The organism is Deltaproteobacteria bacterium (assembly GCA_029860075.1).
Lineage (GTDB): Bacteria > Desulfobacterota > JADFVX01 > JADFVX01 > JADFVX01 > JAOUBX01.
Genome location: JAOUBX010000002.1, coordinates 128498 through 154979, shown reverse-complemented (window position 1 = coordinate 154979; position 26482 = coordinate 128498). Strand labels below are relative to the sequence as shown.

The 26482-nt window shown below is 44.8% G+C and carries 24 protein-coding genes; 23 read left to right on the top strand and 1 reads right to left on the bottom strand.

Annotation, left to right across the window (positions count from 1 at the left end):
* The 16 genes from OEV42_01290 to OEV42_01215 form a co-directional block, all read left to right on the top strand.
* Positions 1–473 (top strand): hypothetical protein (locus OEV42_01290; GenBank protein ID MDH3972887.1); only part of this gene is annotated, 473 nt, incomplete at its 5' end.
* Positions 474–617: 144 nt separating this feature from the next.
* Entirely contained in the window at positions 618–3887 is a 3270-nt protein-coding gene (locus OEV42_01285; protein MDH3972886.1) for a neutral/alkaline non-lysosomal ceramidase N-terminal domain-containing protein, read from the top strand.
* Positions 3888–4569: 682 nt separating this feature from the next.
* On the top strand, positions 4570–5295 hold the full coding sequence (gene cysC / locus OEV42_01280) for an adenylyl-sulfate kinase (GenBank protein MDH3972885.1): 726 nt from the start codon (positions 4570–4572) through the stop codon (positions 5293–5295).
* 2 nt (positions 5296–5297) lie between these two features.
* Positions 5298–5906: an adenylyl-sulfate kinase gene (gene cysC, locus OEV42_01275; GenBank protein MDH3972884.1), complete on the top strand. Its 609-nt coding sequence runs from the start codon at positions 5298–5300 to the stop codon at positions 5904–5906.
* Positions 5896–6645 carry a 3'(2'),5'-bisphosphate nucleotidase CysQ gene (cysQ, locus tag OEV42_01270; GenBank protein MDH3972883.1) on the top strand — a complete coding sequence of 250 codons (750 nt, stop codon included), beginning with the start codon at positions 5896–5898 and terminating at the stop codon, positions 6643–6645. The genes cysC (OEV42_01275) and cysQ overlap by 11 nt, the downstream gene beginning before the upstream one ends.
* Before the next feature lie 201 nt (positions 6646–6846).
* Positions 6847–8103, top strand: coding sequence for a glutamate-5-semialdehyde dehydrogenase (locus OEV42_01265; protein MDH3972882.1), 1257 nt, complete (start codon positions 6847–6849; stop codon positions 8101–8103).
* A complete protein-coding gene (nadD, locus tag OEV42_01260; protein MDH3972881.1) occupies positions 8104–8772 on the top strand; it encodes a nicotinate-nucleotide adenylyltransferase in 669 nt (222 codons plus the stop codon).
* Positions 8773–8813: 41 nt separating this feature from the next.
* The gene (rsfS, locus tag OEV42_01255; protein MDH3972880.1) at positions 8814–9122 is read left to right on the top strand and encodes a ribosome silencing factor; all 309 of its coding nucleotides are present in this window, start codon (positions 8814–8816) and stop codon (positions 9120–9122) included.
* A gap of 32 nt (positions 9123–9154) precedes the next feature.
* Positions 9155–9610 (top strand): 23S rRNA (pseudouridine(1915)-N(3))-methyltransferase RlmH, encoded by a 456-nt coding sequence (locus tag OEV42_01250; GenBank protein ID MDH3972879.1) that lies wholly within the window; start codon positions 9155–9157, stop codon positions 9608–9610.
* 17 nt (positions 9611–9627) lie between these two features.
* Positions 9628–9990 carry a TraR/DksA family transcriptional regulator gene (locus OEV42_01245; GenBank protein ID MDH3972878.1) on the top strand — a complete coding sequence of 121 codons (363 nt, stop codon included), beginning with the start codon at positions 9628–9630 and terminating at the stop codon, positions 9988–9990.
* Between the two features lie 86 nt (positions 9991–10076).
* A complete protein-coding gene (locus OEV42_01240) occupies positions 10077–11393 on the top strand; it encodes a hypothetical protein (GenBank protein MDH3972877.1) in 1317 nt (438 codons plus the stop codon).
* On the top strand, positions 11390–12931 hold the full coding sequence (gpmI, locus tag OEV42_01235; GenBank protein ID MDH3972876.1) for a 2,3-bisphosphoglycerate-independent phosphoglycerate mutase: 1542 nt from the start codon (positions 11390–11392) through the stop codon (positions 12929–12931). The genes OEV42_01240 and gpmI overlap by 4 nt, the downstream gene beginning before the upstream one ends.
* Positions 12903–13649 carry a ComF family protein gene (locus OEV42_01230; protein MDH3972875.1) on the top strand — a complete coding sequence of 249 codons (747 nt, stop codon included), beginning with the start codon at positions 12903–12905 and terminating at the stop codon, positions 13647–13649. The genes gpmI and OEV42_01230 overlap by 29 nt, the downstream gene beginning before the upstream one ends.
* A 372-nt stretch (positions 13650–14021) precedes the next feature.
* Positions 14022–14687 (top strand): thiopurine S-methyltransferase, encoded by a 666-nt coding sequence (locus OEV42_01225; protein MDH3972874.1) that lies wholly within the window; start codon positions 14022–14024, stop codon positions 14685–14687.
* A 407-nt stretch (positions 14688–15094) separates the two neighbouring features.
* Positions 15095–18040, top strand: a complete 2946-nt coding sequence (locus OEV42_01220) for a VIT domain-containing protein (protein MDH3972873.1) — start codon at positions 15095–15097, stop codon at positions 18038–18040.
* A gap of 106 nt (positions 18041–18146) precedes the next feature.
* Positions 18147–18365, top strand: a complete 219-nt coding sequence (locus tag OEV42_01215; GenBank protein MDH3972872.1) for a hypothetical protein — start codon at positions 18147–18149, stop codon at positions 18363–18365.
* Between the two features lie 54 nt (positions 18366–18419).
* Here OEV42_01215 and OEV42_01210 read toward each other — a convergent pair whose 3' ends face one another.
* Positions 18420–18680, bottom strand: a complete 261-nt coding sequence (locus OEV42_01210; protein MDH3972871.1) for a hypothetical protein — start codon at positions 18678–18680, stop codon at positions 18420–18422.
* A gap of 330 nt (positions 18681–19010) precedes the next feature.
* On the opposite strand from OEV42_01210, the gene gyrA reads away from it, so the two are divergent.
* From gyrA to atpG, 7 genes are all read left to right on the top strand, one after another.
* Positions 19011–21572, top strand: a complete 2562-nt coding sequence (gyrA, locus tag OEV42_01205) for a DNA gyrase subunit A (GenBank protein MDH3972870.1) — start codon at positions 19011–19013, stop codon at positions 21570–21572.
* Positions 21535–22386: a tetratricopeptide repeat protein gene (locus tag OEV42_01200; protein MDH3972869.1), complete on the top strand. Its 852-nt coding sequence runs from the start codon at positions 21535–21537 to the stop codon at positions 22384–22386. The genes gyrA and OEV42_01200 overlap by 38 nt, the downstream gene beginning before the upstream one ends.
* A gap of 105 nt (positions 22387–22491) precedes the next feature.
* Complete coding sequence (locus tag OEV42_01195; protein ID MDH3972868.1) at positions 22492–22923, top strand: ATP synthase F0 subunit B; 432 nt, start codon at positions 22492–22494, stop codon at positions 22921–22923.
* Entirely contained in the window at positions 22920–23501 is a 582-nt protein-coding gene (gene atpF / locus OEV42_01190; GenBank protein MDH3972867.1) for a F0F1 ATP synthase subunit B, read from the top strand. Before OEV42_01195 ends, atpF begins: the two co-directional genes overlap by 4 nt.
* Complete coding sequence (atpH, locus tag OEV42_01185; GenBank protein ID MDH3972866.1) at positions 23498–24037, top strand: ATP synthase F1 subunit delta; 540 nt, start codon at positions 23498–23500, stop codon at positions 24035–24037. Before atpF ends, atpH begins: the two co-directional genes overlap by 4 nt.
* 7 nt (positions 24038–24044) lie before the next feature.
* Positions 24045–25553 carry a F0F1 ATP synthase subunit alpha gene (gene atpA / locus OEV42_01180; protein MDH3972865.1) on the top strand — a complete coding sequence of 503 codons (1509 nt, stop codon included), beginning with the start codon at positions 24045–24047 and terminating at the stop codon, positions 25551–25553.
* 16 nt (positions 25554–25569) lie between these two features.
* Positions 25570–26430, top strand: coding sequence for an ATP synthase F1 subunit gamma (gene atpG, locus OEV42_01175; protein ID MDH3972864.1), 861 nt, complete (start codon positions 25570–25572; stop codon positions 26428–26430).
* Positions 26431–26482: the final 52 nt, after the last annotated feature.

Sequence of the window (26482 nt, the reverse complement as noted above, 5' to 3'; positions counted from 1 at the left end):
TAAGCTTTGCAGATATACGAAATAATACAATTACTGCAAATGTAGCTGGTGACGGAAATAGTGGTGGCGAAGGTGGCGATGGTGGAACAGGCGGCAATGGTTACATATCGAGATTCACGGCATTTGCTGGCGATGGTGGTGCCGGTGGGTCTGGTGGTAGCGGTGGAAAGGGTGGTTATGGGGGGGCTGGTAGCGGCGGCCCCTCTATTGGAGTTTATGTTACACTCGGTAGTGCGCCAATTCTCAGCGGAAATACCATCACCAGTGGTAACGGTGGTAATGGCGGAAACAATGGCAACGCCGGTAATGGCGGTCTTAGTTACGCCGTGTTTGATGCCGATCCGACTGACGGTAAATTGCCTGATATATCAGGGGGGAATGTGCTGACCCCCGGCACTGCCGGGACGCGGGGAACAGGCAGTGGTGGTGGCACAAACGGTACCGCTGGCACCGCAGCTGCGACGAACTTCTAGTATAAACAGGGTGGGGAATTGCAGATTACATTCCCCACCACTCTCGCAGGGTTCCAATCTCATCAGGGTGGTGCCGCCACCCCAAATGGAACCAAGTAGTCGATATAGATTCTTTGTCTTGGTAGTGGGCTCAAGAGGAATGAAATGATAAGAGTTGGAACTCTGCTTGTCGATAGATTTCGATATGTTCGCCTGATAGGCATGTTTGCTCTTCTACTGATAATTATTATTGGTACAGGATGTGGTGGAGGAGGAAACAGTGATAATATTTCAGGCGGCAGTTGTGCCGTTGTTGTCGGGAAGTTGATCGTTGATGAGACCGTTAATGGGGATAGTTGTGGATGGGAAGCCCGGACTGCAATACAGGTTTATGAAATTACTCAAAACAACTGCGATATAACCGTCAAAACAAATGCCGGTTTATTTACAGGCATCGTTGAAGGTTCTGAGTTATCCTGGACCGGGGACTATCCCTATGAAGAGGGGACCATGTCCATTACATCTTTGGACCTTTCACTATCGGGCGATACGGTGGAGGGTACCTCTTCCTGGACCTGGAGCGATGGTGTCAGCAGCTGCTCGGGAACAAATCAAATAAGCGGTGTACTAGAGGCCGCGTCAAGTATAACAGAACTGAACCCTCCATCGAGCCTTATAGCAAGGGCGATAACGAGCACGTTGATCAACCTGTCCTGGACAGATCGATCCGACAATGAAAGCGGTTTTATCATCGAGCGCAGCAGCATCTCTGAAACAACCGGTTTTGATGAAATCACGACCGTTGCCGCCAATGTCACCAGTTTTGACGATGCCGGTCTGGAAGCTTCGACCCGATACTGGTACCGGGTCAGCGCCGGTAACAGCGCCGGGAATGCGGGTTATTCGAATACTGATAATACCGCAACTCCTGCTCCGCCTGCCCCTGTCCCTCTAAGCCCGTCAAACCTTGTCGCTACGGCTACATCAAGCGCTTCAGTCAGCCTGAACTGGACGGACCACACCGAACATGAAAACGGTTTTATCATCGAACGACGAGGGGTTTCAGAGGAATCCAGTTTTGAAGAAATTGCCGGAGTCGTCGCCGATGTTACTGAATTTGACGATGAGGGGCTGGACGCTTTGACCACATACTGGTACCGGGTCAGCGCCTATAATAGTGCGGGAAATTCCGGTTACTCTAATGCCGATAGCGCCACAACATCGGCTCCACCTGTCGTTATACCCCTCAGACCGTCAAACTTCGTCGCGACGGCTACGTCAAGTTCAACGATCAATCTGACCTGGTCGGACCAGTCCAGCAATGAAAGCGGTTTTATAATCGAGCGTAGCAGCATGTCCGGAACAACAGGCTTTGCGGAAATTGCGACAGTTTCTGCCGATGTTGTCGCTTTTGACGATACGGGCCTTAATGCTTCGACACAATACTGGTACCGGGTTTCTGCCACTAACAGCGCCGGGAATTCCGCTTATTCAAATGTTGGAAGCGCCGTTACCTGGGATCTTGATTGCACGGTCCCTTCGAACTGCGCCTTTTTAATAGGTGCTGGAGTGTATGACGTTACCGGTCCGGCTGCCGAACTCGGCATGATGGGCTATGCAAAAGATTATCAAAGAACGACGGGCATACATACGAGGCTATACTCCCGTGCCTATGTGATTGGTGATGTAGCGACAAACAAGAGAGTCCTTTTTGTAAGCGCCGATCTTTTGTTCATAACGCAATCGGTCAGCATGGGCGTCCTTGAAAAACTTCAGGCAAAATACGGGAATATCTATACAAAGGACAATGTCATGCTTACAGCGACACATACCCATGGCGGACCAGGCGGGTATTCCGGTTATGCTTTGTATGATTTTTCGATCCGAGGTTTTGACAGGCAAAACTATAATGCCATCGTAGACGGTATTTACCAATCCATTGTTCGTGCACACGATAACCTGGGCCCCGGTAAAATAAAGATCAATCAGGGTGATTTATTTGATACAGGGTTTAATCGATCTGAAACGGCGTATTCACAAAATTTGGATAAAGCTGATTATACGGACAGCATAGATACTCAAATGCAGCTTTTGCGGCTGGAAAGGCCTGATGGAAAAGAGATCGGCATGATCAACTGGTTTGCTTTGCATCCAACAAGCATCGGTAACACCAATAGATATATTTCAAGCGACAACAAGGGATATGCCTCCTTTTATTTTGAAAAATCCAAAGGTACAAGCTATCAGGCCCAGGAGACTTTCGTAGGCGCTTTTGCACAAAGCAATGCCGGGGATGTGATTCCCAATTTATGGGGCTACCCCGATGGCGTCCATGACTATGAAAGAATGGAGATCATTGGCGAAAAATTATTGAACAAGGCATCCGAGCTTTATGACAATGCAGAGACTTATCTAAAGGGAACAATAGATTACAGGCATAGATTTCTTGATTTCTCAAAAAATGGTTCAATCATTAACGATGGCAGGGCATGTGTCGGGGCAATGGGCCTTTCCTTTGCAGGAGGGAGCCATGAGGATGGGCTTGGAATTGATATTGTTCCCGAAGGTTTTATCTATGGAATCAACTGGCCGGAATTTACACTGCTCCCGGAAGATCAGGCGTGTCAAAAAGAGAAGGTGATCTTATTACCGACAGGAAGACTGCTGCCTTATCCCTGGACGCCGGATATCCTGCCAATTCAAATATTAAGAATCGGGAACCTCGCTCTGGTCGGACTACCCGTAGAGGCGACGACCATGACCGGTAGGAGAATGCGGGAAGCGGTGCAGGTGGAGTTGACGGCAAATGGTGTGGACCAGGTTGTTTTTGCAGGATATGCCAATGCCTATGGCGGCTATATAACTACGGCAGAAGAGTTTGCAACGCAGCAGTACGAAGGTGCGTCAACGCTGTTCGGCCCGAATACTGAACAGGTGTTCAGGGAGGAGGTTGTGGAACTTGCGCAAAGTATGAGAGATGGGACCGCCGTTTCTCCGGGGCCCAATCCTCCGGACATGAGAGACGCTACCGTCAGCTTCATCCTTGGCGTTATTTTTGATGACAAGCCGCTTTTCAAGAATTTCGGAGACCTTCACTTAAATGCCAACACTACCTACAATAGAGGGGATACCGTCAAGGTGATGTTTTGGGGAGGGCACCCCAAAAATAATCTAAGGACCCAAGACACTTTCCTGAAAGTTCAGAAGAAAGAGGGGGGAGACTGGGTGACGATTGCAACGGATAATGATCCAGAGACGCGCTATATCTGGCAAAGAAATTTTATTGCCTATTCATTGATCACCACCGAATGGGATATCCCCCTGGATGCAGAACCGGGCGACTATAAAATTGTTCACTATGGTGACTGGAAAAGCGGATGGACGGGTGCCATATCGGAATATAGCGGAGAGTCCGGAGTATTCACTGTTAAATAAAGTTGATTATACTTGGTTCGGAATATGTCGAGACATTGATTTTAATCGTCAGGCAAAATGTAACTTGTGTTAGTTAAGTCCTCCAGAACTAATGGTACTGTCCCGCTATAGCGGGATGGGAGAGTAAATCGCCGCCGAATTTAATTTATAAAAAGCCCGTTCATTTATTTGGACGGGCTTTTTACTTTTCTAAGAAAATGATGTCTCCTTCGAGGGATTGCCCCTGTACCCATTCCGGAGCAGGTCAGTTAAGCCCTCCCGGGGCCGATGGTACTGCACTGGCGACGGTGTGGGAGAGCAGGTCGCCAACTAATTTAAGCTTTTAACAGCTTCTTCTTTCATTCCGGGGCTTTTTGCTTTTTAAGAGCGATACAATTACCAGGCAATAAAATAGCTTCTATTTAAATAGCTACACATTTTTTGAAGTTACAGTAGAAGGTTTTGACCTCGGTAATAATAAGTGGCTACGGTTATACGATATTATGATTGGAATGCTTCCAATTTTAGAGTCATACTAATTATTGTTGTTTTTAATTCAAACTAGTATTAAAATTCATATCTTGGAAAGTAGCATATAAAATATATTAAGGATGCCGGGAGAAAAAAGGTGAAGATCTTTTTAAGAAAAAAGATGCTGAAACGGTTGGTTCATATTGTATTCCCAATTTAGATATTTATAACGTTGTACATAGAAAAGAAAAGAAGATCTCTCGTAAAAGGGATTAGCTGGAGATTTTTAGCTACTGTTACGACAATTATTATTGTTTATTTATTTTTCGGACGTTTCGATCTGGCCGTTTTAGCAGGAATGATGGAAACGGCAGCAAAAATATTTTTGTATTTTATCCATGAAAGAGCATGGAATAGAATAAAGTTTGGTAAAGAGCGAATTGACCCTTTCAATCTATGGTTTACAGGTTTACCACTAAGTGGAAAAACAACCATTGCCGATAAAGTCTATGACGAGTTAAAGAAATCAGACTTTCCTGTTGAACGCATTGATTCAAAAGATATCAGGGAACTTATTCCTGATATCGGTTATACAAGAGAAGATAGAAATCGACATCTGCAAAGAGTTTCCTACCTGATAAAAACTTTACAAAATAACCATGTATCGGCCGTGGCCTCTTTTGTTTCCCCCTATAGGGATTCAAGAAAAAACATAGGAAAAGTTACAAAAAACTATATAGAAGTATATATTAAGGCAGATATAGAAAGCTGTAAGAAGCGTGATTATAAAGGTGTCTATGAACAGGCCATTAGGGGAAACCTTGAAAACTTTACCGGCATAAGTGATATCTACGAAGAACCGGAAAAAGCTGATATTATTATTGATACAGACAAAGAGAGTGCAGATGAGGCAGCAATGAGGATTTTCAAATATGTTAGAGGGAGGTGTTTAACTTAATAATGGGAAACAATAATAATATAGTTTGGCATGAACATTTAGTCCAGAAAAAGACCAGGATTGAAAAGTATGGACAAAAACCATGCCTTATCTGGTTTACAGGTTTAAGTGGAAGTGGAAAGTCGACTATGGCCAATGTGCTCGAAAAGGAGCTTTTTGATAAAGGGTATATAACTTATATGCTTGATGGAGATAATGTAAGACATTGTTTAAATAAAGATCTTGGTTTCAGTGATGCTGATAGAGAAGAAAATATTCGCAGAATTGGAGAAGTTGCAAGATTGTTTGTCGACTCAGGCTGTATTGTAATAACTGCCTTTATTTCACCTTTTAGAAAAGAAAGAGAGCTTGCAAGGCGTTTGCTTGAAGAAAATGAGTTTATTGAAGTGTTTGTCGATACTCCCCTTGAAGTTTGTGAAAAACGGGATCCTAAAGGGCTTTATAAAAAAGCAAGAAATGGAGAGATTAATAACTTTACGGGTATAGATTCCACTTATGAAAGGCCGGAAAAGCCGGAAATAGTTCTCGATACCAGTAAGATGAGTGTTGAAGAAGGTCTCAACGTACTGGTAAGTTTTCTGCACAAGAAAGGTTATATTCATGGTAATTGAGATTGATATGGAGCAGGTGATTTCCATCGCCAGAGAAGCCGGTGAGGCAATTATGGCGATTTATGAAGAAGACTTTGATATTGAGTTTAAGGATGATAATTCACCTTTGACTGAAGCCGATAAACGGTCGAATGAGATTCTCTGCGGTAAATTAAAAAAAAGCTATCCTCAAATTCCTATCCTTTCGGAAGAAAATAAGGAAATTCCTTTTCAAAAGCGACGTGACTGGGAGTATTTCTGGCTTCTCGATCCCATTGACGGTACAAAAGAGTTTATTAAGAAAAATGGCGAGTTTACCGTTAACGTAGCTCTGATCAATAAGAATGTTCCTGTCATGGGAATTGTTTGCGTTCCTGCTAAAGGTGATATTTACTATGCTAAAAAAGGGCTTGGGGCATTTAAAAATGGCGAAAAACTTCCCTCTGCAAAAAAGAAGGACAAGTATAGTATCGTAGCCAGTAAATCGCATCTTTCAGATGAAACGAAGGTATTTATTGAAGAATTAGAGACGGAAAAGGAAAAAGAAATTATATCGATTGGCAGTTCTTTGAAGCTTTGTCTTGTTGCTGAAGGCGTTGCAGATATTTATCCCCGGTTGGGTCCGACTATGGAGTGGGATACTGCTGCCGCACATGCCGTAGTTCTGGAAAGTGGTAAAAAGGTTTATGACTATTTGACCGGTAAAGAACTTCAATATAATAAGGAAAGCCTGTTAAATCCATGGTTTGTCGTCAAGTGAGGCTTCAGGCCCATAAAATTTCTTACCAGGCTCTCTCCTTAATAATTACAGAGTTTTTCCTTTGAAAAGAAATTTATTTAAGGACGCTTCTTTTTTTAGAAAAAATTTTCCGTTACCTTGAATTAATTTTCCTGGCATCAAAAGTGGCAGAAATGAATAAAATATGCTACACTCGTCAGATTTTTCAGGAGGCAATTATTTATGTCTTTAAAAGATGATATGAAAAAGATGTCCCATGCCGTTAAGGTGGCTTCAAAAAAGATGGCCAATGCGCCTGCCAATGTTAAAAGGGATGCTCTTTTAAATATGGCTGTCCTCATTACGGAGAATGAAGACCTGCTTGTTAAGGAGAATAAGAAGGACCTTGAAGGGGCTGAGAAGAAAGGCCTGTCAAAGGCTATGATTGACAGGCTGGCTCTTGGCGAGTCGAGAATTCTTGCTATGGCTGACGGCTTGAGAGAGGTCGCCGGACTGCCGGACCCTGTCGGTGAAATTTCTAAAATCAGAAAAAGGCCGAGTGGAATTCAGGTGGGTAAAATGCGAATCCCTCTGGGTGTCATCGGAATAATTTATGAAGCAAGACCGAATGTAACTGCCGATGCAGCCGGGCTTTGCGCCATGTCCGGTAATGCCGTTATTCTGAGAGGAGGTTCTGAGTCAATACACTCCAACAGGGCCGTTGCAAAGCTGCTCCAGCAGGGGCTTGAAAAAGCAGGGCTGCCGAAAGATGCTGTTTCCCTCGTCCAGACAACGGAGAGAGAGGCTGTCCTCGAAATGCTCCAGCTTGAAGAAGATATTGACCTTATTATTCCGAGAGGAGGAGAGGGGCTTATCCGTTTTGTCGTTGAGAATTCAAAGATTCCCGTTATCAAACATTACAAAGGGGTATGTCACATATTTGTTGATGAAGGCGCCGACCATGAAAAGGCCCTTAATATTGTTATGAATGCAAAGACCCAGCGTCCCGGTGTTTGTAATGCCGTAGAAACGCTGCTTGTTCATGAGAAAGAGGCAGAAGTTATTTTACCTCTTTTGGCTGCAAAGTTTAATAAAGCGGGCGTGGAAATGAGGGGCTGTGAACGCAGCAGGAAGATTGTTTCTTCCATGAAGAAAGCCACAGAGGAAGACTGGCATACCGAATACCTCGATCTTGTTATTGCTGTCAGGGTAGTTCATAATATGGATGGGGCCATAGAGCATATAAACGAATATTGTTCACTGCATACGGAATCGATTATTACTGAAGATTATACGCGTGCCATGCGTTTTATACGGGAGGTCAACTCTTCCGTCGTAATGGCAAATGCCTCGACCCGTTTCAGTGACGGCGGCCAGTTTGGCCTTGGCGCCGAGATAGGTATTAGTACGACAAAGCTCCACTCTTTCGGCCCTATGGGAGTAGAGGACCTGACGACAGAGAAGTTTATTGTTCTCGGTGAGGGGCAAATAAGGGAATAGATGCTTAGAGTCGGAATTCTCGGCGGGACCTTTAATCCCGTTCACTATGGCCATTTAAGACTTGCCGAAGAAGCGTTGGAAGAGATGCGCCTCGACAAGGTAATTTTTATGCCCTGCTACCTTCCTCCTCACAAGGTTGAAGATGCCGTTTTGTCGGCAGATGCAAGGCTTAGAATGGTCGAACTGGCTATTGAAGGCAATTCACACTTTGAAATATCGGCTATGGAGCTTAAGAGGGGGGGGAAATCATATTCTGTTGATACCATCAGGCAGCTTAAAAATTTATACGGGGATTTTTATGAACTCTTTTTTATTATCGGTATGGATTCCTATGTCGATATAGGATCGTGGAAGGACTATGCTGAACTTTTTGCAATGACTGATCTTGTGGTAGCAAGGAGGCCTGGTGGCTTACTTGATACAGGGGGTAAGTCACCTGTCGAGTTACTTCCGGTTGATATAAGGGATGAATTCTGCTATGATGCTGCAAGAAATATTGTTGTGCATACTTCGGGAAAGGTCGCCTACTTTCTTGAATCAACAATGCTCGACATATCATCAACAAAGCTCAGAAAACAAGTATTCGAGGGGAAATCACTCCGTTACCTTGTTCCAGCCAATGTGGAGAGCTTTATAAAGGAGAGGTCCTTATACAGGAGAATAATTTAAATAGTATCGCAGTCGATTCGAGGGAAAAAGCTATCCACTGCCTGAGGGCGGTAAAAGATAAAAAAGCAATCAATCCAAGGCTTCTTGACATGAAGGGCCAGTCTTCTGTTGCAGATTATGTACTCGTATGCAGCGGGAGTTCCGATCGCCAGGTCAAGGCAATTGCTGATTCTGTGGGCAAGGAACTTAAAAAATTACACTGTTGTGCCCTTGGTGTTGAAGGTTATAATGAAGGCAAATGGGTCCTTGAGGATTTTGGAGATGTGATTGTCCATATTTTTTATGAAAGCATCAGGGATTTTTATGATATAGAACGGCTTTGGCCATTTGCTGTTGAGGTTGATGCCTGATAAACTTGCCTCATGTATGGAGTTAACCTTAAGTGAAGATCAGAATATTGTCTCCCTGGCGGCAGGATGGTCTTTTTAGAGAGAAAGAGGGAGAGTATCTAAAAAGGTTAACGGGAATCGCAAAAGTTGAGATAGAAGAGCTAAAAGGGGAAAAGGGAGAAGAAAGGGACGCATTAAAGCGGGAAGGTGAGAAGCTGCTTTCCAGGGTTGGAAAGGGGAGTTACCTCGTCATTATGACGGAAAAGGGGAAAACCTTCGATTCCATTGCTTTTTCAAAGTGGCTTGAATCAATGGCCCTTCAGGGTCGGCCGGACATCACTTTTGCCCTCGGCAGTTCTGCGGGTTTCGATGATGAGGTTCTTAATAATGGGGATATGCTAATGTCATTATCGCCTATGACTTTTCCTCATCAACTGGCAAGGGTAATATTAATTGAACAGATTTACAGGGCTTTTTCCCTTATAAAGGGCAATCCATACCATAAATAATACTCTGGAGATACAAAATGAATGTTAAAGGAATAGATTTGGAGAGTTTAAAAAAGCGACTTCTCGATATGAGAAGTGATGTTATGAGTGAAGTTAATCATAATGCCGAGTTTTCAAACAATATTGGAACTGATGGGGTACAGGACATTGGTGATGTTTCTGCCAATACCTATAATCGCCAGATACTTCTGAGCCTCAATGATGGTCAGCGGCTTATGCTGAAAGATGTCGATGATGCTCTTGACAGGATTAAAGAGGGTGAATACGGTCTTTGCATTGAGTGTGGCGAAGAAATTAATGCCAAAAGACTGGAAGTTAGACCGCAGGCAAAGTACTGCGTTGATTGTAAAACGGATATTGAGAAAGAACGCAAAGTTTAAAATTTAACCGGGCTTTAGAGTCGTTGACCTTTGACTTCAGCCGGGGTCGCGTCATTTACAACTAATTCAGTAAAAGGATACTCTGTTTGATTAACAGGATATATCTCATACTGGCAGCTATATTTGTTGCCTTTTTTTTATACCTCTCCTCTGTTAACAAGAATACCTTCTATGTAGGTCTGGGCAGTAATGGGTGGGAAGCCCCTGTCGTTCTTGTTGTTTTTATTGCTTTTCTTCTTGGTCTTGCACTCCCTTATTTAATAGCTCTGGTGAAAAACACCTTTTCCCTTTTCAAAAATATCCAGGAAAATAAGGATATAAAGAATCTTGAAAAGGCTGATTCCCTCTTAAAAAGGGCTAAAAAGGCCTTTACCTTCGGCAACAGGACCGAAGGTGAAATGTTTCTAAGAGAAGCGCTTTCTTTAAAATGCAAGAGTTCTGAGCCTTATGTACTGCTGCTTGAGTACTATATTGGAGAAAATGACCTTGAAAAGGTTTTTGCTCTCCTTGATAATATGCCGGCGTCAGTTGCTTCTGATGTTGAGGTACTTTTCTATAAAGTAAAGGCGCTTATGGCAAAGGAATCTTTTGACAGGGCCATTGATGTTGCCAGGGATATTGCGGACAGGGAAAATACCAGTGAACTTAAGAAGCTTTTAAGAGACGCATATATTGCATGCGAGTCCTGGGAAAAGGCTGCTGAGGTGCAGGATGGAATCCTTAAGATGGCCGGTAAAGGTGATAAGGAAGTGGAAAAAGCAGTCAGCGCCAGGCTTGACTACGAATTGGCAAGAAAAATGATCAAGTCAGGCGAAGAAGATAATGCCCTAAAGAAATTCAAGGATATTATCAAAAGATTGCCTGAATATTCTCAACCCTACGTTTCACTGGGAAAGCTTTACTGGAAAAAGGGGGACAAGGCCCTTGCCCGGGAGGCCTGGAACAAGGGGTACGAAAAAACGGGAAATATCTTTTTCCTCTTTCTTTACGAAGATTATTGCCTTAAGGATGGCGAACCGCAGAAAATTATTGAGGTCTACAGCAATAACCTTTTGAAAGACCCGGAAAATGCCGTATTAACGATGTTTTTCGGCAAACTTTACTTGAGGCTCGAAATGATAGATGAGGCTGTTGAAATGCTAAACAAGGCCTCTGAACTTAATGTCGACTCTGCTTACAACGACATGATGATGGGAGAGGCATTATTCAGGCAGTGTTCCTACCGGGAAGCAGGGGAAAAGTTTAAAAGTGTCCTGGGTTTTACCAGGCGAATTCTCATCCCTTTTAAATGCCGTTCCTGCGGTGAAGAGACTTTTGACTGGTGTGGCGCCTGCTCTTCATGCGGTTCCTGGGATGCATTACAAGTCGCTCTTTCCAAAAGGAGCAAAGATTCGGGCCAATGAAACCGATCCTGCTCGTTATCATGGACGGCCTTGGTATCAATTCGGAAAATGATGGAAATGCCGTTGCCGGCGCAAAGACACCCATCATGGACAGGATCTTTTCCGAATATCCTTTCACCGAAATAGGCGCTTCCGGGGGGCATGTGGGGCTTCCCGACGGGCAAATGGGAAACTCGGAAGTGGGGCACCTCAATATGGGGGCAGGAAGAGTCGTCTACCAGGACTTTACCCGTATAAGTAATGCTATTGACTCGGGTCATATAAAATCCAATCTCGTTCTTAATACGATTATCAGCAATCTTGAATCAACCGGAAAATCTCTTCATCTTATGGGACTCCTTTCCGACGGAGGTGTCCATAGCCATATAACTCACCTCATGGCGCTTCTTGACATGGCAAAGTGTGCAGGGCTTAAGAAGGTCTGGGTTCATCCTTTTATGGATGGACGGGACACCCCTCCAAGAAGCGGAAAGAAGTATATCGAGGCATTGGAGTCCCACATGGCGGCAATCGGGTTGGGGAGGATCGCCACCGTGATGGGAAGGTTCCATGCCATGGATAGGGATAATCGCTGGGACCGGATAGAAACAGCGTATCGCATGATGACCGAAGGAGGCGAAAGATGGACTTCAACTGCAACTGAGGCCATAGACCGGTCATACGAAGAGGATAGAAGCGACGAATTTATTCTCCCTACGCTTATTGCAGAGGACGGTGAATCGTCGGGTTTGGTTGACGATGGCGACGGTATTATTTTTTTTAATTTCCGTGGAGATCGTGCCAGGGAGATTTCCAGGGCTTTTACGCAGAAAGATTTTAAGGAATTTACAGGTATAAAGAGACCCAGGCTCTCTTCCTTTGTTTGTCTGGCCGAGTACGATGCAACTCTTGGCTTGCCCGTTGCCTTTCCGCCTACCGTTATGGATAACCTCCTTAGTGATGTGATAGAAAAGGCCCGTATGAAACAGCTTCGAATTGCGGAGACGGAAAAGTATGCCCATGTGACCTTCTTTTTCAACGGAGGTGAAGAACATGCGGTTTCAGGTGAAGAACGCATATTGATTCCTTCACCGAAAGATGTCGATACATACGATGAAAAGCCTGCCATGAGTGCAGTCGAGGTAACCGACGTGGTTATGGACAAACTGGAAAAAAAGGAATATGAAATCATTGTTCTCAATTATGCCAACTGTGATATGGTGGGGCATACAGGTGTCTATAATGCGGCAGTTAAAGCTGTCGAGACTATAGACACTTGTTTTGGGCGTCTTGTTGAAAAAACCCGTGAGACAGGCTGCCGCCTTATCATGACGGCTGACCACGGTAATGCAGAGCAGATGATCAATAAAAAAACGGGACAGCCTCATACGGCGCACACCACAAATCCCGTTCCTTTTGTTATTGTTGATGATGAACTTAAAGAGCACAGTCTGCGTTCCGGTGGAAAACTTGCCGATATTGCTCCCACGATTCTCCATCTTTTGGGGCTGGAGAAACCTCAGGAGATGGATGGAAAATCTCTTCTTGAAACTGCCTGACAGCTTAAGAGAAATCTATCATTCATTCATCGATTTACTTCTTCCTCCCTCCTGCCCCCTGTGCAGAAAAAATCTCGATAAATATGAAATATGCAATGGCTGCCTGAAAGGATTCGAGCCTGTCAAGTCCCCTTGCTGCACTATCTGTGGAATACCCTTCATAAGCCGGGAAGGCGCTGATCATCCCTGTGGTTCATGTATTACCGATAAGCCGCACTTTGATGAGGCGGCATCACTCTATCTCTACGGAGGGGAACTGGCGGAGGCCATCAAAAGGCTGAAATATTCAAATAAAACGTCCCTTGCCTCTCCTTTGGCTGAATTGCTTTGCTGCCATTCTTTCATGGCGTCTTCTTTTGACAACCTTGTTGCCGTGCCTCTTCATAAATCGAGGTTGAGGGAAAGAGGATTTAACCAGTCACAACTTCTTGCTTCGTCCCTTGCCGAAAAATGCTCTAAAAAGAGGTCGTCCTTTCTCCTGGAGAGGATAAGAGATACGCCGCCCCAGGTGGGTATGAAAAGAGCCAGGAGGTTAGAGAACGTAAAAAATGCCTTTGCCGTCAGGAAGGGAGCGTCTGTTGAAGGGAAAAGCATACTTCTTGTCGATGATGTTTACACAACGGGGGCTACCGTCATGGAGTGCAGCCGTGTTTTAAAAAAGGCCGGGGCGAAAGAAGTGAAGGTATTGACATTGGCAAGGGTGGTGGATGATTATTAAAGGCTTTGCTCTGCTCCGCTATGTTAGGGTTAAAGATATGATTTTTAAAGTATGTATAAGTCCTTTTCTTTTCCTTCCGGGGCGGAAACGCCGGCAAAGAAAAGTACCTATGCAGGAGAAAGCCGTTCACAACCTGGTCTGCGGCTTCCCTTGCTCAGCTATTATCTGTGGCAGGTTTGTAAACTCGCTTAGAAGATGGAATCAGGGTGTCCCCTTCAGGGCAGGAATTGATAAGGTTTGATTGCCCTCGTTAAGACAGTATAAATCCCTGTTCCCACAGATAATGCCCCGGTTTGGTTGTATTGTACGGGCATTTAGAGTGTTTTTATGTTTTCTCGATGGACAAATAATCAATAATTGAGGCGTTGTTTAATGAATCGTGAATTCTGGATTTCAAAATGGAAAAAAGGGGAGACAGGTTTTCACCAGGATGAAATCAATCCCTATTTGAAGAAGTTTTGGCCAGAGATTGGTCTTGAAAAAGGAAGGACTGTCTTTGTTCCTCTTTGCGGCAAAAGCCGGGATATGTCCTGGCTGGCCGGGGAGGGTTACCCGGTTCTCGGTGTGGAACTGAGTTCTCTTGCCTGTGAGGCCTTCTTTAGTGAAAAGGGGCTTCAGCCTGACTGCCGAAAACCGGGGTTGTTTTCACGATACCACTGTGGAGACATAAGCCTTTTATGCGGTGATTTATTTGATCTCACGACAGATGATTTAAAAGATGTGAGGGCTGTCTATGACAGGGCCTCCCTTATTGCATTGCCTCCTGACATGCGGGAACGTTATGCTGCCCATTTGAAAAAGAACCTCCCTCAGAATGTGCCCATGCTGCTTTTAACGCTCTCCTATGGGGAAGGTGAGATGAATGGTCCGCCCTTTTCCGTGACAGTTGATGAGGTGAAGAAGCTCTATTCCGATACCTTTCATGTCCGCAACGTTTTGAGCCGCGACATTATCGAGGAAGAGCCGCTTTTTAAATCGAGGGGGCTTGCCAGTCTTATAGAGAAAGTTTATCTGCTGGTACCGCTGTCATCTGTGTAATGCCTTCTCCTTTCATCTTTTCTATTGTCAGCCCCTGTTCGTCGATAAATCATTTCTTTTTTCCGCTTTAGATGATACAAAGAGTCTATAGGCTGTTGAAGATAAATATGAGCAATATTTGCCACTTATTTAGTTTTCATCGGTCAAGGGTGTTTTTTCGCAATCTCTGTGTCAATCTTCGGCTTTGCTTGTGCCATGTACAGTAGTACAATTCGGCGAAACTTTTGATTTCCTTGACCTTGCAAAAAATTCCTCCTTTCCGAATTGAAAACAAAGTTTCGTTAATTATAGTTTCTGGATGGATACTATTTAGCAAAATATGCCGCGCATTGAAAAAGGTAATATGATATAAAGAATATTTGCGCTGCTGTGGGTTAACAGCAATATTGATTTTATAGGAGTCCTGGATGAAGAAGCTTTTATCTCTGATTATTGTTACTGCTGTTTTTCTGTCTGAGCCTGATTGTTACGCTTTTAAGGAGATTTCTCCTGTTTCACTAACCGCCTCAGACGGAACCGGTCTCGATCTTAAACGGTTTGAGGCAAGGGTTGTGCTTGACGGTTTTCTGGCCTTCACGGAACTTGAAATGGTCTTTCATAATCCTGAAGACAGACGCCGTGAAGGGCGTTTTCAGATCATCCTGCCGGATAATGCTGCCATAAGCAGGTTTGCAATGAGAATAGGGAATGATTTCCAGGAGGGGGAAGTTGTTGAAAGAAAACGCGCCCGGCAGATTTATGAGGACTTTCTTCACAGGAGGCAGGATCCTGCGCTTCTTGAAAGTGACAGCGGCAATCGTTTTAATGCCCGTATTTTTCCCATTGAACCGAAATCAGACAAGACGATCATCCTTTCCTATTCACAGCGTCTGGAAAGACAGTCCATCGATTATGAACTTCCTTTAAAAGGCCTCCCCAAACTGGACGAGTTCAAAGTCAAGGTGATCTATGATAGAGACAGCTTTGGCAGCAATAATAAACAATCTGCCATCAGCAGTCCTGGCGGTAAAATGAAGACTCCTAATATCCTTAATGTCGAAAAGTTTCATTATCTTCCTGAAGATGACTTTCGTATGAAGTCCCTACTGAAAGGGAAAGAGGCGCTGGCCATGCGAAGCGGAAAGTTAATGGCTGTCAGCGTTATTCCTTATGGCAGAGGGGACAGTAAAGGTTTTGCTAAAGAAGAAAAGATTGAAGACCTGGTGCTCCTCGTTGATAGTTCTGCATCTCAGGCTCCCTACTTTAAGGGTACCGTTGATTATCTCAAATCCATTACCGGAAAATTGAATATAGAAAGGCTTCACCTTTATGCTTTTGATCAGGACAGCACTTTTCTGGGTAAGAAAAGTGGAAAGAAGGGGCTGAAAAAACTTCTTGAAAAATTGGATGGTATGATGCCGCTCGGTGCGACAAACCTTGAAAAGGCATTTAAAAAACTAAAGGAAATAAAGCTTGAAAGGGGGCGTCTTGTCATTGTCTCTGATGTTGTGGCGACGGCCGGCGAGAGGGGAGCAAAGCGGCTTAAAGCGTTGATTGCAGAAATGAAATGGCTTGAAAGAGTAGATATTATAAGCCCGTCGGCACACCGTGATGACAGGCTTTCCCGCCTGCTGGTTAAAGGGGGGAAGCGCCAGGGATTATCCCTCAGGACAGGTGATGAAACTGAAGGTGTGGCAGCCAAACTGGCAGGAAGGGTTTATGGCGATCTTCCCGTGAATGTTTCCGGTGCTGAATGGTTTTGGCCTGAAAAGATCGATTCCGTCCTTCCCGGTGAACCTGTTATTATCTTTGCAGCGCTTAAGGAGAGTTCCGGCCCCGTCATTACTATTAATAAAAGGAAAGTTTCTTACAAGGAGAAAAAGGTCCATCCCATACTGCTTAACAGAGAGTGGGTAAGGGCAAGAATAGACCGCCTCCTCTATAGTGAAGAAAAGGCCGAAGACAGGGATATTAAAAGTGCTATCCATAACCGGATTATCAAGCTCTCAATTAAGGAGAGGGTGCTTTCCCGATATACGGCAATGCTTGTTCTGGAAACAGAAATGGATTATGAGCGATATCAAATAGACCGACGTGCCCTTGCCCATATCCTGACTGTCGGTGTTGACGGCATTACCCTTATAAAAAGAAAGGGAAGGGTTCCCGTAATATCAAGGCCTTCAATGCCTGTAGAGAGAGAAAAAAACAAACTCTTGAGAAAAAGAGAGACTGTTGAAGATGGTGATATTGAAGCCGAGGCATTTGAAATGACGCAAGCTGTTCCCGGTGGAGAGGGAATTGAAATGAAGGCTTTCAGTGATGCCTTGCCTGAAGCTGACCTGGCAAGGCCGGCGGCGCCGGAGCCCGAGTCCGAGTCCGAGCCAATGATGGAACCGGAGCCGGTAATTGCAGAAGAGATAGTCATGGCAGAGGAGGCGGCCCCTGAATCAATAGAAGACTCCCGCAAAGAAAAAAAGGATCCTTATACGGGAAAGTATGCCGACTTTAGAAAGCGCCTTGACAAGGGCAGGGTGAAAAAGGCGCTTGAATTTGCTGTAGCCTGGAGGATGTCTGATTATTCTGATACAACGGCGCTGCTTGCCCTTGGCGAGGCTTACGAAGCGGCTTCCGATTTCAATAATGCAGTCAGAGCCTATGGTTCACTTATCGATTACTATCCGGGCCGGGCCGATATAAGACGCTGGGCTGCGGAAAGGCTATTGAGCACGGGTAAAGGGCTTTCACTTGCTGTCGACTCACTCGAAAAAGCCTTGAAGCAGCGTTCTGACCACCCTTCGGGACACTACCTGCTTGCAATGGCTTATTGGGCGGCGGATAGGCGGCCAGAAGCAATTGAAATACTTCTGGCCGCAGGTAATAAACGCTTTGACAGGCGATTTCCCCTGTCGAAAAGAATAATCAGTGAAACCCTTGATCTGATGATGACTTATCTTGTCAATTCGGGAGAAGCGGCAAATCTTTTGAAAGGACGAAGCATCGATTATAATCATGTTGAGGAAGATGAGTTGCGGTTTGTGTTATCATGGGAAACAGATACCAATGACGTTGATTTTCATATTTACGATGGAAATCAAAATCATGCTTTTTACAAAATGAAAAAGCTTAAAAGTGGTGGAGAACTTTATGCCGATGTTACAAGGGGATACGGCCCTGAATGTTTCCGCATAAAATCGCCCCGGGCCTTTCCTTACAGTCTGAAGGCACATTATTACAATATGGGGCCCATGGGCTATGGTATGGGGCTTTTGCACATTCTCAGCTTTAGCCCGAACGAAGGAATCAGGTCTGAATTCAGGCCCTTTTTTGTAATGCAGAACCAATCATATCTTGATATGGGCCTCATAAGGAAGTAGATATGCTCAAAATCCGTTTCAGGATTTTGGATAGCGCTGATGTCTTCAAAAAAAGACAGAAGCAATAAACCGGCAGTTCTCGTTCAGAGAAAAGAGGAGGTGACAGATGAAAGTACCCAAAATGCTATTTCAACTTTCAGAAGAAGAAATAAACGATGCTCTTAACCAGGTGCCTATTTACATCGCTCAGTGGATGAGAGCCGCAGGGATCAAGGCCAGCGCCGAGACAGAGGACGGTTATGATATCTACGAACCGGTAAAAGAAACCATATTGAAACAGTGGGAGAAAGCCAGGAAACTTCATCCCCAGGATGAAGACTGGTAGTTTTAAAGAGGTTTGTTTTTTTAGTGGGTCACAAGGGGTCAGAAGTTCTGCACATTATTTTTCTTCAAGACCTGTGCTTTCCAAAAAGTTTTTATAAAATTCCAAAATGTCGCCTCTTGCGCCAGTCTCTTTTTGAATTTTGTGCTGTGCTTCCAATGCCACTTTCAGGGACGTAATCTCCTGTGGAGTTGCATCCTTCAGTTCCGAGACGATCATTTCCATGGCCTGGATAGAGCTATCAAAATCGATTACATCTTCCGGCGATAGTTCGATAAATGCCATGGCATTCACTAAGGCGCGCGCTAGTGCATCCATATACTATTCTCCTTCTAAAGTCAGTCGGTATGCCATTTCCCCGATAATATCAGAACAAAGTATGCATTACAAATTTTATTGCTTTATTTCGCACTCAAAATTTGCTCTTGCCTCTCTTTTGTCCGGATAGCATTCAATAGTGTATGTTAGCGGGAAAAGCAGGAATTACATTTTTCGCGATTAAGTCCCTTGATTATAACGGTTCCATGCTTCTCTTCCGTCTCTCCTGCCCCTGAATTCAATTGACTTTAGAGACCGTTTCTAATATCCTAGTGAGCTTAAAAATAAAGCTGTCAGATTAAAAATCCTGCTGAAAATTGGAAGGTGGACATGTATCAGGACGATAACAAAGTACCCGTTTATATAGAAGATGAAATGAAGACGGCCTACCTTGATTATGCCATGAGTGTAATCGTTGGAAGGGCCCTTCCCGATGTAAGGGATGGTTTGAAACCCGTTCATCGAAGAATTCTCTTTGCCATGCATGATCTCGGCAATGTATGGAACAAGCCCTACAAGAAATCGGCCAGGGTTGTCGGTGACGTAATCGGTAAGTATCACCCCCACGGTGATACAGCTGTTTATGATGCCATTGTTCGTATGGCCCAGGACTTTTCCCTTCGCTACCCCCTCGTTGACGGTCAGGGGAACTTTGGCTCCATTGACGGTGATTCAGCGGCGGCCATGAGATATACGGAAGTGAGGATGGACAAGCTCACTGCCGAGCTTCTTGAAGATCTTGAAAAAGAGACCGTCGAATTTGTTCCCAACTATGACGGATCACTCCAGGAACCTTCCGTTCTTCCGGCCAAGGTTCCGGCACTTCTTATCAACGGTTCTTCGGGGATTGCCGTTGGTATGGCCACCAATATTCCACCTCACAATCTGGCGGAAGTAATTAAGGGGATCATTACTATGATCGAAAACCCGGACATTACCATTGATGAACTCATTGAAATTATTCCCGGTCCGGACTTTCCGACGGCCGGCTTTATTCATGGCAGGGAGGGAATTCGCTCTGCTTATGAGACGGGCAGGGGAATCGTCCAGATGCGTGCCAGGGTTCTTGTTGAAAAGCAGAAGCGGACCGAGCGGGAAAGTATCATCGTTACCGAACTCCCTTACCAGGTAAACAAGGCAAAGCTTATCGAAAAGATTGCCGAACTGGTAAGAGACAAAAAGATTGAAGGCATCTCGGACTTAAGAGACGAGTCCGACAGGGACGGCATGCGCATCGTTATCGAACTCAAAAGGGATGAAGTTGCCCAGGTAATCATTAATGCGCTCTATAAAAATACACAGATGCAGCAGTCTTTTGGCGTTAATACGGTTGCCCTCGTTAACGGCCAGCCGAGGTTAATTAACCTGAGGGAACTCCTCTGGTACTTCATTGACCACAGGAAAGAGGTTGTTACCAGGCGGACTATTTTTGAATTGAAAAAGGCGGAAGACAAGGCCCATATCCTGGAAGGCCTTGCCGTTGCGCTTGCCAATATCGACAGGATCATTGAAATCATTAAACGCTCACCCAACTCGGCGGAAGCCTCAAAAAGGCTCGTTCACGAAAAGTGGGAGGCGGCGCCTGTTAAGGCCATGCTTAAAAAGGCAGGCTTTAGTGATGATGAGTTGGCGGCCAGGTTCACTTCAGGCGCTTACGGGCTGAGCGAGGTTCAGGCTAAGGCCATCCTCGAAATGAGGCTCCACAGGCTAACGGGCCTTGAACAGGAGAAAATACAGCAGGACCTGGAAGAGGTTTTAAAGCAGATTGCCTACCTTAAAACCATCCTGGGTGATGAAAAAGTTCTTATGGGTGTTATTGTCGATGAGTTGAAGGATATCAAGGCGAGGTTCGGTGATGAAAGAAGGACGGAGATTATCGACAAAACGACGGAAATAACCCTTGAGGATCTTATCGTTGATGAAGATATGGTCGTTACTATTTCCCATACGGGCTACATAAAGAGGAATCCTACCGTGCTCTACAGGGCTCAGCGCAGGGGCGGCAAGGGTAAAACGGGTATGTCGACGAAGGAAGAGGATTTTGTGGAGCATCTCTTTATTGCCTCGACGCACAGTTATATCCTTTTCTTTACCGATGCCGGTAAGGTTTACTGGCTTAAAGTTCATGAAATACCGCAGGCGGGAAGGGCGGCAAGAGGAAAGGCCATCGTCAATCTGCTTAATATTGCCAATGATGAAAATATTACCAGCTTCCTTCCTGTAAGGAACTTTGAAGAGGGCCGGTATATCATGATGGCAACCAGGCAGGGTGTTGTCAAAAAGACGGACCTCATGGCTTACAGTAATCCAAGGGCAGGCGGTATTATAGCCATTAATCTCGATGAAGGTGACAGTCTTGTCGTTACCAGGCTTACCGACGGTACGAAGGATATATTCCTCGGTACGAAAGACGGCCAGTCCATTCGTTTTAAGGAAGATCAGGTTAGGCCCATGGGAAGAGTGTCCAGAGGTGTGAGGGGCATTACGTTGGCGGGAGATGACATTCTTGTTGCCATGGAGATAGTCGGTGATGCTTCAACCATTTTGACGGTTACTGAAAATGGATTCGGTAAAAGGACGGCCACCTCTGAATACAGGGGGCAAAGCCGGAGTGGTAAAGGGGTTATTACTATTAAGACGACAGAGAGAAACGGAAAGGTTGTCGGTTTTCTGCAGGTTACCGATGATGATGAAGTCATGATGATTACTAACAGCGGTAAGATTATACGTTTTTCAATGAAGGGAATCTCTGTTATTGGACGGAATACGCAGGGAGTCAAACTCATAGGGGTTGAAGAAGGCGAGCGTGTCGTCAGTGTCGCCAGGCTGGCCGAAAGAGAAGAGCGTGAAGAAGATGATGATGAAGAGGGTGGCGAAGAAAGCCGGGAATAGTTTTTTTCCCTTGAAAACTAAAAAAAAGAGAGGTTTTGCAGCCTCTCTTTTTTTTAGCTGTCTTGTTCTTGTTTCCTGCGGGAAGGATATGGGGGAAAAAGAATTCAATCGTGGCGAGAAGGAGAAGGCCTCAGGCAGGTATGAAGTGGCGATCAAGGCGTACCGTCAGGTAGCGCTTCATTATGAAAAATCACCCCTTGCTCCGGAAGCGCTTTTTCAGATTGGCCAAATTCAGTACAAATATCTGAAAAATTATGCAGCCTCTATTGATTCTTTCAGGAGGCTCATTGCCAACTACCCCTGGAGTGAGAAATGCAAGCTGGCCCAGAAATATCTTGCCCATATTTATATGTATAACCTCCATGACGACAAGCAGGCCATTGTCGAGTATCAAAAGGCCATTGGTTATTATGCGGGGGAAGAGGAGGCTGAGCATTTCCAGTATGAAATTACCAATGCCTACTTTAACCTGAAGAACTTTGAGCAGCAGCGGGTTGAATTAAAAATGCTCCTCTCCATGTTTCCCGATACGGAGCTGAAAGAGAGGGTTTATTATCAGGTTGCCAACAGCTATTATGTGGAGGGGAAATTGACCGATGCAATCAGGGAATACAATGCAATTATCGATCGTTTTCCTCATACGCCTTATGCTGTGGAGGCTACTTTTCAATTGGCTATTTGTCATGAAGAGCAGGAAGACCTGCAAGGTGCTATCAAAATCCTGAAAAAAATCCAGGGTATTTATCCTAATCCGCAAATTGTTGAAAATCGAATAAAACGGATAAATAGAAGACTTAAGAAAAGACACCGTTAATTTGTGACCATATTTTTTGGACATAATGGCTGTTTTATGTTGACAAAGAGAAAGAAATTAAATACTATCTTCGACTTTATGACGTCTGGAGGGAGTTACTTTTAAATGGTAAGTATAGAACTAGATATCACCTTTTTTATCCAGATGGGACTCTTTCTGTTCCTTGTATACATTCTTAATGTTCTTTTGTACAAGCCTGTGCTGAAGGTCATGGAAGAGAGGAGCAAGAAGCTTACCGATCTGGAAAAGGATGCGCTCTCTGCTGAAAAACAGGTAGAGGAGAAGCTTGCTGAATACAAGGCAAAGCTTGAAGTTGCCAGGGGAGAGGGGAATGCCGAAAGGGGTAAACTGAAGAAAGAGGGTCTTGATAAGGAAACTCATATCCTGGAAGAGGCCCATGCTGCTGCCCAGGCAAGTATAGGTGAAGCGATAGAGCGTATAGCAAAAGAGAAGGGCGCTGCCCTTGAGAGTCTTCGCGGTATGGTTGATGAAATGGGACATGCTATTTCCGATAAGGTTATTGGGAGGGTGCAGTGATCTCAAAAAACATGAAATTCGCCGTACTGATGACTTTAGCTGTCCTCTTCTTTGTTCCCTCGTTTGCATTAGCTTCCAGTGACGCCCATGGCGGTGGTAACCAGTTGATCGATCTGGGCTGGAGGGTGCTCAACTTTCTCATCTTTGCAGCGATACTTTATTTTGCTGCCGCAAAACCTATCAGAAATTTCCTGAATGGCAGAATCGAGGGGATCAAAAAGGAGCTCAACGATGCCGAAAAAGGTAAAGAGGATGCCGAAAAGAAGCTCAACGATTATATGGGCAGACTTGCCGGTCTTGAAGGTGAGATCCAGGAGATTCAGGATACCTTGATAAAAGAGGGTGAAGTGGAGAGAGAGAGGATCATTGAGGCTGCTCATGAGGCTGCTGAAAAGATTAAGCAGCAGGCGGCTTTCTCTGCTAACCAGGAAATGAAAAAGGCTGTTGCATCCATCAGGGAAGAAGTGGCCCACGCCGCTGTGGCGCTTGCCGAAAAGATGCTTGTCAAGGATTTGAAAAAAGAGGACCAGAAGAAGCTGGTAAGTGAGTATCTTCAAGGGTTAGGGGACGTAAATTGACTGGAGACGTATTATCAATCAGGTATGCAACGGCTCTTATAGAGCTTGCCGCTGAAGAAAAGGCCCGGGAAGAAGTTGGCCGGGAACTGGCCCGTTTTTCTGATATTTGTGAGGGGTCTGATCTTGAAAAGGTTCTGCTTGATCCTTCCTGTGATCTCGACACTAAATTGGCAATTGTTGACGATGTAGCGGGAAAGCTTAAGGTGAAAGGGACTCTTAAAAATTTCGTCAGGCTGCTCGTTGATAAAAAGCGGATAAGTCTTTTGAAGTCAATCAACGAAAGTTATCAGCTTCTTTGTGATGAGGCTGCCGGTAGAGTAAAAACGGAAGTAACCATTCCCTTTAAACCTGCCGGGAGTGATGAAGAAGAGATCCGTAAGGGCCTTGAAAAAGCCACGGGTAAGAAAGTTATTATGGATATATCTGTTGATCCTGAATTGATAGGTGGCGTTGTTGCAAGAGTCGGCAGTGTTATCTATGACGGAAGTATCAGGACTCAGCTTAACAATATAAAAAATAATATGATGAAGGGATGATTGGCAGATGGAGATTAGAGCCGATGAAATCAGTTCGATAATAAAAAAGCAGATCAAGGACTATGAAAAATCCGTTGAGGTGAGTGAGACCGGTACGGTTCTCTCAATCGGTGACGGTGTTGCCAGGATTCATGGTCTTGATAAGGCGATGGCAGGAGAGCTTCTCGAATTCCCCGGTGGAGTCAGGGGAATGGTTCTTAACCTCGAACAGTCTCTCGTTGGCGCCGTTCTTTTTGGTGAAGACAAGCATATTAAAGAGGGAGACACTGTAAAAAGAACGGGAACCATCGTTGAAGTTCCTGTTGGTGACGCCCTGCTTGGAAGAGTTGTTGATTCACTCGGTGTTCCTATTGATGGCGCAGGCCCTATTGAAACGGAACATTCCAGAAGAGTTGAGATTAAAGCGCCCGGTATTCTTGACAGGAAATCTGTTCATGAACCGATGCAGACAGGTATCAAGGCGATTGATGGTATGGTACCTATCGGCAGGGGGCAGAGAGAACTTATCATCGGTGACAGGCAGACCGGCAAAACGGCTGTTGCAATCGACACCATTATCAACCAGAAAGGCCAGGATGTTGCTTGTATTTACGTTGCCATCGGTCAGAAGAGATCCACCGTTGCCCAGGTTGTTGAAAAGCTAAAGAGCCACGGCGCTATGGATTACACTATCGTTGTTTCAGCTACGGCCTCTGACCCGGCCCCAATGCAGTTCCTTTCGCCCTATACAGGTGTAACCATGGGTGAATATTTCAGGGACAACAAGAGACACGCTCTCATTGTTTACGATGATCTTTCAAAGCAGTCTGTTGCTTACAGGCAGCTTTCGCTGCTTCTCAGAAGACCTCCCGGACGTGAGGCCTTCCCCGGAGACGTATTTTACGTACACTCAAGGCTTCTCGAAAGAGCAGCCAAATTAAGCGATGAAAAGGGAGGAGGTTCACTTACTGCACTTCCTATCATTGAAACACAGGCCGGTGATGTTTCTGCCTATATTCCGACAAATGTTATTTCTATTACTGATGGTCAGATCTTCCTTGAGTCCGATCTCTTTAACTCAGGTATCAGGCCTGCCATTAACGTTGGTCTTTCCGTATCAAGGGTTGGTGGTTCAGCCCAGATTAAAGCCATGAAGCAGGTTGCGGGAACGCTCAGACTTGATCTTGCACAGTTCAGGGAACTGGCGGCTTTCGCCCAGTTTGGTAGTGACCTTGATCCGGCTACTCAGAAGCAGCTTTCACGTGGTAAGGTTTTGGTAGAAATTCTAAAACAGGGCCAGTACAAGCCATTCCCAATTGAGAAGCAGGTTGTAATTATCTACGCAGCAATTAATGGTTACTGTGATGATTATGCTACTGATGCCCTCGGCAGGTACGAGAGTGAACTCTTTACCTTCCTCGAAAGCAAGCATCCTGATGTCTTTGAGGGTATCAAAGCCAAGAAACAGATTGATGATGATGTGAAAAAGAATCTAAATGCTGCCCTTGATTCATTTAAAGGGATATTTGCTGAATAGTAAGGGTTGATAAAAGATGGCCAATCTTAAAGAGATTAAAAAAAGAATCGGTTCGCTTAAAAATACGAGCCAGATTACAAAGGCGATGAAAATGGTTTCTGCCGCCAAGCTAAGACGCGCGCAGGAATCTATCGTGGCCGGAAGGCCCTATGCGGAAAAGATGCAGGAAGTTTTGAAAAATCTCTCTTCCGGCGTGGATTCAAGCTCCAGCCCGCTTCTCGAGGTAAGGCCTGCCAACAAGGTGGGTGTTATTCTTTTTACTTCTGATCGTGGGCTTTGTGGCGGATTTAATGCCAACCTCATTAAGAATGTTGAAAAACTCGTAGCAGAGCAGTTTGCGGGTAAGGAAGTCATTTATAGTTTTTATGGGAAAAAAGGTCTTGAGTATTTTAGGCGCAGGGGTATTACAGAAAAAGATTCCTACACAACTGCCGCGCCGGGAAAGGGTTATTCAGTTGCTCTTGAACTGAGTGATAAAGTCATTGAAGCTTACCTGAACGGTGACATCGATGAAGTTTATCTCGTTTTTGGAAAGTTTCAATCAGCTATGACTCAGATTCCCACAGTAGAAAGACTTCTGCCGATCAAGGCTGATGAGACGTCTGACTCTCTGGAAAATCCTGACTTTCTTTTTGAGCCCTCAGCTGTGAATATTCTGGATGGTCTTATCCCCAAGTATGTGGCATCGCAGCTTTTCAAGGCTATTCTTGAAACGGCGGCAAGCGAGCATGGTGCAAGAATGACGGCTATGGACTCTGCCAGTAATAATGCCAAGGATATGATTGGCAGGTTAACCATCCAGTACAACAGGGCAAGACAGGCAGCTATTACGACTGAATTGATGGATATTATTAATGGCGCTCAATCCGTTAGTTAATATTATAGAAAATTAAAAAAATTATATAACGGCAATATAAAAAATTGTGAAG

Excerpts from the sequence above, each read along its gene's own strand:
- OEV42_01285 (MDH3972886.1), top strand. The coding sequence starts at position 618 with ATGATAAGAGTTGGAACTCTGCTTGTCGATAGATTTCGATATGTTCGC.
- cysC (MDH3972884.1), top strand. The coding sequence starts at position 5,298 with ATGGGAAACAATAATAATATAGTTTGGCATGAACATTTAGTCCAGAAA.
- cysQ (MDH3972883.1), top strand. The coding sequence starts at position 5,896 with ATGGTAATTGAGATTGATATGGAGCAGGTGATTTCCATCGCCAGAGAA.
- OEV42_01265 (MDH3972882.1), top strand. The coding sequence starts at position 6,847 with ATGTCTTTAAAAGATGATATGAAAAAGATGTCCCATGCCGTTAAGGTG.
- nadD (MDH3972881.1), top strand. The coding sequence starts at position 8,104 with ATGCTTAGAGTCGGAATTCTCGGCGGGACCTTTAATCCCGTTCACTAT.
- OEV42_01245 (MDH3972878.1), top strand. The coding sequence starts at position 9,628 with ATGAATGTTAAAGGAATAGATTTGGAGAGTTTAAAAAAGCGACTTCTC.
- gpmI (MDH3972876.1), top strand. The coding sequence starts at position 11,390 with ATGAAACCGATCCTGCTCGTTATCATGGACGGCCTTGGTATCAATTCG.
- OEV42_01230 (MDH3972875.1), top strand. The coding sequence starts at position 12,903 with ATGGAAAATCTCTTCTTGAAACTGCCTGACAGCTTAAGAGAAATCTAT.
- OEV42_01225 (MDH3972874.1), top strand. The coding sequence starts at position 14,022 with ATGAATCGTGAATTCTGGATTTCAAAATGGAAAAAAGGGGAGACAGGT.
- OEV42_01220 (MDH3972873.1), top strand. The coding sequence starts at position 15,095 with ATGAAGAAGCTTTTATCTCTGATTATTGTTACTGCTGTTTTTCTGTCT.
- OEV42_01215 (MDH3972872.1), top strand. The coding sequence starts at position 18,147 with ATGAAAGTACCCAAAATGCTATTTCAACTTTCAGAAGAAGAAATAAAC.
- OEV42_01210 (MDH3972871.1), bottom strand. The coding sequence starts at position 18,680 with ATGGATGCACTAGCGCGCGCCTTAGTGAATGCCATGGCATTTATCGAA.
- gyrA (MDH3972870.1), top strand. The coding sequence starts at position 19,011 with ATGTATCAGGACGATAACAAAGTACCCGTTTATATAGAAGATGAAATG.
- OEV42_01200 (MDH3972869.1), top strand. The coding sequence starts at position 21,535 with ATGATGATGAAGAGGGTGGCGAAGAAAGCCGGGAATAGTTTTTTTCCC.
- OEV42_01195 (MDH3972868.1), top strand. The coding sequence starts at position 22,492 with ATGGTAAGTATAGAACTAGATATCACCTTTTTTATCCAGATGGGACTC.
- atpA (MDH3972865.1), top strand. The coding sequence starts at position 24,045 with ATGGAGATTAGAGCCGATGAAATCAGTTCGATAATAAAAAAGCAGATC.
- atpG (MDH3972864.1), top strand. The coding sequence starts at position 25,570 with ATGGCCAATCTTAAAGAGATTAAAAAAAGAATCGGTTCGCTTAAAAAT.